This window comes from uncultured Aquincola sp. (assembly GCF_964001545.1).
GTDB lineage: Bacteria > Pseudomonadota > Gammaproteobacteria > Burkholderiales > Burkholderiaceae_C > Aquincola.
In genome coordinates this window covers 1-4,757 of record NZ_CAXFDV010000383.1, presented here as the reverse complement: position 1 = coordinate 4,757, position 4,757 = coordinate 1, and the positions used below count along the sequence as shown (strand labels likewise).

Here is a 4,757-nt window from a genome sequence, read left to right as displayed (position 1 = left end):
GGCCGACGAACGGGTGCGCGGCGTGATGTTCACCGGCTCCACCGAGGTGGCGCGGCTGCTGCAGCGCAGCCTGGCCGGCCGGCTGGATGCACAGGGCCGCCCGCCGCTGCTGATCGCCGAGACCGGCGGCCAGAACGCGATGATCGTCGACTCGTCCGCGCTGGCCGAACAGGTGGTCGCCGACGTGCTCAGCTCGGCCTTCGACAGCGCCGGCCAGCGCTGCTCCGCCCTGCGCGTGCTGTGCCTGCAGCAGGACGTGGCCGACCACGTGCTGCAGATGCTGCACGGCGCGCTGCGTGCGCTGCGGCTGGGGTCGCCCGACGAGCTGAGCACCGACATCGGTCCGGTGATCGACGAAGAAGCGCGCGCCGGCATCGAAGCGCACATCGCCACGCTGCGCCAGCGCGGCCATGCGGTGCAGCGGCTGGGCGGCAATGCCGCGGTGCTGGCGCACGGCAGCTTCGTGCCGCCAGCCGTCATCGAGATCCCGTCGCTGGCCGAGCTGCAGCGCGAGGTCTTCGGCCCGGTGCTGCACGTGCTGCGCTACCGGCGCGACGAGCTGCCGGCGCTGATCGAGCAGATCAACGCCACCGGCTACGGCCTGACGCTGGGGCTGCACACCCGCATCGACGAAACCATCGCGCTGGTGACCGAGCGGGTGCATGCGGGCAACCAGTACGTCAACCGCAACATCGTGGGCGCCGTGGTGGGCGTGCAGCCCTTCGGGGGCGAGGGCCTGTCGGGCACCGGCCCCAAGGCCGGCGGGCCGCTGTACCTGCGGCGGCTGGTGACCGTGGACGAGGCGGGCGAGGGAGCTGTCGCTGCGGCGTCTGCGGCGCCCAGCAATGCCGCGGCGCCCATCTCGGCTCCGACCGCCGCGGCGCCGAGCCCGGCCTTGCCCACCAGCGTGCCGACCCTGCTGCAAAGCCCCGCCCGCGCCGTGCAGGCCCCGTTGCAGGCCCTGGCCGCCAGCCAGCCCGGTGCGCCTTGGCTGGCCACGCTGTGCAGCGCGCTGGCCGCGTCATCGCCCGCCGGCCTGCAGCAACTGCTGCCCGGCCCGACCGGGGAGCGCAACGTCTACCGCCTGCTGCCGCGCGCGGCGGTGCTGTGCCTGTCGATGGCCGACGACCGCGACGAACTGCTGTGCCAGCTGACCCATGTGCTGGCCGCTGGCTCCAGCGCGCTGTGGCCCGACAGCCCTGCGGCTCGCGGCCTGCACCCGGCGCTGCCGGCCGAGCTGCGTACCCGCGTGCGCCTGCTGCCGGGCGACGCCAGCCAGGCGCTGGCCGATGCCGCCTTCGACGCCGTGCTGCTGCACGGCCAGCCCGACGAAGCCCGCCACGCCAGCCGCCTGCTGGCCGAGCGCCAGGGCCCCATCGTCGGCTTGCAGGTGGCCGCGCCGGGCCGGCTTCAGCAAGGCGTCTTCAGCCTGGAGCCGCTGATGCTGGAGCGCAGCGTCTCCATCAACACCGCCGCGGCAGGCGGCAATGCGAGCTTGATGACGCTGGATTGAGCGCGAGACCCCGCCGCGGGGTCAGGCCAGGGCCCGCGCCTGCGCCACCCGCGCCTGATCCCGCGCCGTCAGCCAGGTGCCCAAAGCGCCGCACACCCCGATGGTCAGGATGCCGGTGATCGCCCAGCCGTCGGGCATGTGCGCGAACACGGCCCAGCCGGCCAGCGTGGCGAACACGATCTGCAGGTACAGGTAGGGCGTGAGCACCGCCACCGGCGCCTTGCCGTAGGCCAGGATCAGCAGGTAGTGGCCCAGCGTGCTGCAGATGCCGATGCCCACCAGCATCACCCAGGCCATGGGCGGCAGCGCGGTCCACACGAAGGGCAGCAGCACCGACAGCAGCGCGGCGCCCACGCAGCCGGTGTAGAAGTGCATCGTGGCCGCGTCTTCGGTGCGGGCCAGGCGGCTGGTCAGCACCTGGTAGGCGGCGTTGGTGGCCACCAGGCCCAGCGGCATCAGGCTGGCCAGGCTGAACACGTCGCTGCCCGGGCGGATCACGGTGATGGCGCCGACGAAGCCGCCCGCCACGCACACCCAGCGCAGCGGCGAGATGCGCTCACCCAGCGAGGTGGCGGCCATCAGCGTGATGATCAGCGGCGTGAGCATGACGATGGCGGTGAATTCGCCGATCGGCATGTGCATCAGGCTGAAGTACGAGAACACGCTGGAAGCGGTGAGCAGCGCCCCGCGTGCGAACTGCAGCCCCGGCCGGCGGGTGTGCAGCAGCTTCAGGCCCTTGCGCGGCAGCATGGCCAGCGCGGTGACCAGCGCCTGGAAGAGGTAGCGGAACCACACGGCCATCACGGCCGGGACGAGCGCGCTGAGCGTCTTGGTGCCGGTGTCCAGCACCGCAAAGCAGGCGACGGCGAAGACGACGAAGAGGATGGCCTGGAGGGGCCGCTGGACCGCGCTCACGGGCGGCCCGGTGTACTGCAGGAGGGCATGCGCCGATTGTCGCCCGCCTCAGCGTTTACCCGCATGGCGTTTCGCCGGTACCCCGGCGCGCCACTGGGTTGGAAGGCTCAGCGGCCGATGGACAGCGCCACGTGCGCGGTGCCGATGCCCTGGCCGGGCGCCATGTCGGGCTCGTCGGCGTTGGCGCCGATCATCACCACCGCGGCGGCGATGCCGGCCACGAAGGTGGCGGCGGACAAACCCAGCCCGCGGGCCTTGTGGCTGGGTTGCAGGTGGGCGGGGCGGTGGCTGGGGCGGCGGTGGCGGCGATGCATGGTGGGCTCCGTGCGGCAGGTGGTGCGGGGATCGTTGGATGAACTGTAAAAATCGCCGCCGGCCCGCGCAGTCGGCGCCTGGCGTCGGCGGCTGTCAGACGCCATCCCGAAGTCGTGAGTGGCCGGCTTCACCCGCTGCAGCAGCCGCCGCCTACGATGGGCGGGTGACGTTTGCCGAAGCCCCGTTGTCCGACCCCGCCGCGCGCTGGCCGTGTATCGCCCAGGCCCGGCAGTGCCGCCACCCCCGACGCCCGCTGCGCCTGCGCGGCCACCTGGTCGGCAGCGTGGACGAGCGGCGCCTGCCGCTGTTGCAGGCGCTGGCCCCCGAGCTTCAATGCACACCCGAAGCCCTGCTGGCCCCGCCGCTGGCCGACGCCGCAGCCGCAACCGCCTGGTTCGAGCCGCTGAACCTGCGGCTGCGGGCCGAAGGCGCCATCCCCGGCTGGCGTGACGAGCGCTATCCGGTGTTGCCGCTGCAGGCCTACACCGGCGCCGTGCCGCTGGCCGACATCGAGCGCGCGGCGGCCCGGTTCTGGGGCACGCTGACCTTTGGCGCCCATGCCAATGGCTACCTGTCCGATGCCAGCGGGCGGCCCACCCACCTGTGGCTGGGCCGCCGCTCGGCCACCAAGGCCACCGACCCCGGATTGCTGGACAACCTGATCGGCGGCGGCGTGCCGCTGGGGCAGACGCCATTCGAAACGCTTGTACGTGAGGGCTGGGAAGAGGCCGGGCTGGCCCAGCCGCAGCTGCACACGGCGCGGCCGGTGCGTGTGATCCAGCTGCGCCGCGAACTGCCCGAAGGCCTGCAGCTGGAGCGCCTGTACGCCTTCGATCTGCCGCTGCCGCCGGGCGTCACCCCCGCCAACCAGGACGGCGAGGTGGCCAGTTTCCAATGCCTGCCGGTGGCTGAGGCGCTGGCACTGGCGCAGGCGGGCGAGATGACGGTGGACGCAGCCCTGGTGACGCTGGACTTCGCCCTGCGCCACCGCCTGCTGCCGGCCGACGAGATCGGCGCCCTGCAGGCGGCCACCGCGGCGCTGTTCATGGAACCTGGCGCCATTCAAAGTATCTGAAGCCGGGCGTGAAGCGTGCTGAACCGGCGGCCAATGTCCGCTGGGCACACTCCTGCCCCATGCCGACGCCTGCCCACCCCTCCCACCGTTACACCCTGACCGCCATCGTGCTGCACTGGCTGCTGGCCGTGCTCATCGTCGGCACCTTCCTGGTCGGCTGGCAGATGGCCGACATGCCGTTTTCGCCGCAGCGGCTCAAGCTCTACAACTGGCACAAGTGGGCGGGCAGCGTGATCCTGGCGCTGTCGGCGCTGCGGCTGCTGTGGCGCCTGTTCCACCGCCCGCCGGCTGACGTGCCGATGACGCCGGTGCAGCGCACCGCCGCCCACGCCACGCACCACCTGCTGTACCTGCTGTTCTTCGCGGTGCCGCTGGTGGGCTGGGCTTACAGCTCTGCGGCCGGCTTCCCCATCGTGGTGTTCGGCCTGGTGCCGCTGCCCGACTTCGTGCCGGTGGACAAGGCCCTGGCCGCCGCCATCAAGCCCTGGCACGGCTGGCTGGCCTATTCGCTGGCCGTGCTGGTGGTGCTGCACGTGGCCGCCGCCCTCAAACACCATTTCATCGACCGCGATGGCCTGCTGCACCGCATGGTGCCCGGCCGCGCCTGAAAGCCCGACCCATGAACTCGAACCGCTTCTCCTTGATCTCGCGCCGCACGCTGGCCGCTGCCGCGCTGGCGCTGGCCGCCACCGGCCCCGTGTTCGCCCAGGCCGCCGCCAAACTGGTGCCGGCGCAAAGCGACATCAGCTTCACCAGCCGCCAGATGGGCGTGCCGGTGGATGGCAAGTTCCGCAAGTTCGACGCGCAAGTGGCCTTTGACCCCAAGAAGCCCGATGCCGCCCGCATCGCGCTGGCGATCGACCTGGCCAGCATCAGCCTGGGCGCGCCCGAGAGCGAGGCCGAGGTGGTCAAGCCGCTGTGGTTCAACGTGCCCAAGTT

The 4,757-nt window shown here is 72.2% G+C and carries 6 protein-coding genes; 4 read left to right on the top strand and 2 right to left on the bottom strand.

Going from position 1 to position 4,757, the window contains the following annotated elements:
* Positions 1-1,513: aldehyde dehydrogenase family protein (locus tag ABNT58_RS13095; RefSeq protein WP_348753913.1), on the top strand; the 1,513-nt coding region annotated here is incomplete at its 5' end.
* A 21-nt stretch (positions 1,514-1,534) separates the two neighbouring features.
* Here the strand turns inward: ABNT58_RS13095 and ABNT58_RS13090 are convergent.
* Both ABNT58_RS13090 and ABNT58_RS13085 read right to left on the bottom strand, forming a co-directional pair.
* Positions 1,535-2,428: a DMT family transporter gene (locus ABNT58_RS13090; protein WP_348753912.1), complete on the bottom strand. Its 894-nt coding sequence runs from the start codon at positions 2,426-2,428 to the stop codon at positions 1,535-1,537.
* A gap of 107 nt (positions 2,429-2,535) precedes the next feature.
* Entirely contained in the window at positions 2,536-2,742 is a 207-nt protein-coding gene (locus ABNT58_RS13085) for a hypothetical protein (RefSeq protein WP_348753911.1), read from the bottom strand.
* 164 nt (positions 2,743-2,906) lie between these two features.
* Between ABNT58_RS13085 and ABNT58_RS13080 the strand changes: the two genes are divergently transcribed.
* The 3 genes from ABNT58_RS13080 to ABNT58_RS13070 form a co-directional block, all read left to right on the top strand.
* Positions 2,907-3,818 (top strand): DUF4743 domain-containing protein, encoded by a 912-nt coding sequence (locus ABNT58_RS13080; protein ID WP_348753910.1) that lies wholly within the window; start codon positions 2,907-2,909, stop codon positions 3,816-3,818.
* Positions 3,819-3,877: 59 nt separating this feature from the next.
* A complete protein-coding gene (locus ABNT58_RS13075; RefSeq protein WP_348753909.1) occupies positions 3,878-4,426 on the top strand; it encodes a cytochrome b in 549 nt (182 codons plus the stop codon).
* Positions 4,427-4,437: 11 nt separating this feature from the next.
* The coding region (locus ABNT58_RS13070) for a YceI family protein (protein WP_348753908.1) at positions 4,438-4,757 on the top strand (320 nt) is incomplete at its 3' end.

Excerpts from the sequence above, each read along its gene's own strand:
- ABNT58_RS13085 (WP_348753911.1), bottom strand. The coding sequence starts at position 2,742 with ATGCATCGCCGCCACCGCCGCCCCAGCCACCGCCCCGCCCACCTGCAA.
- ABNT58_RS13075 (WP_348753909.1), top strand. The coding sequence starts at position 3,878 with ATGCCGACGCCTGCCCACCCCTCCCACCGTTACACCCTGACCGCCATC.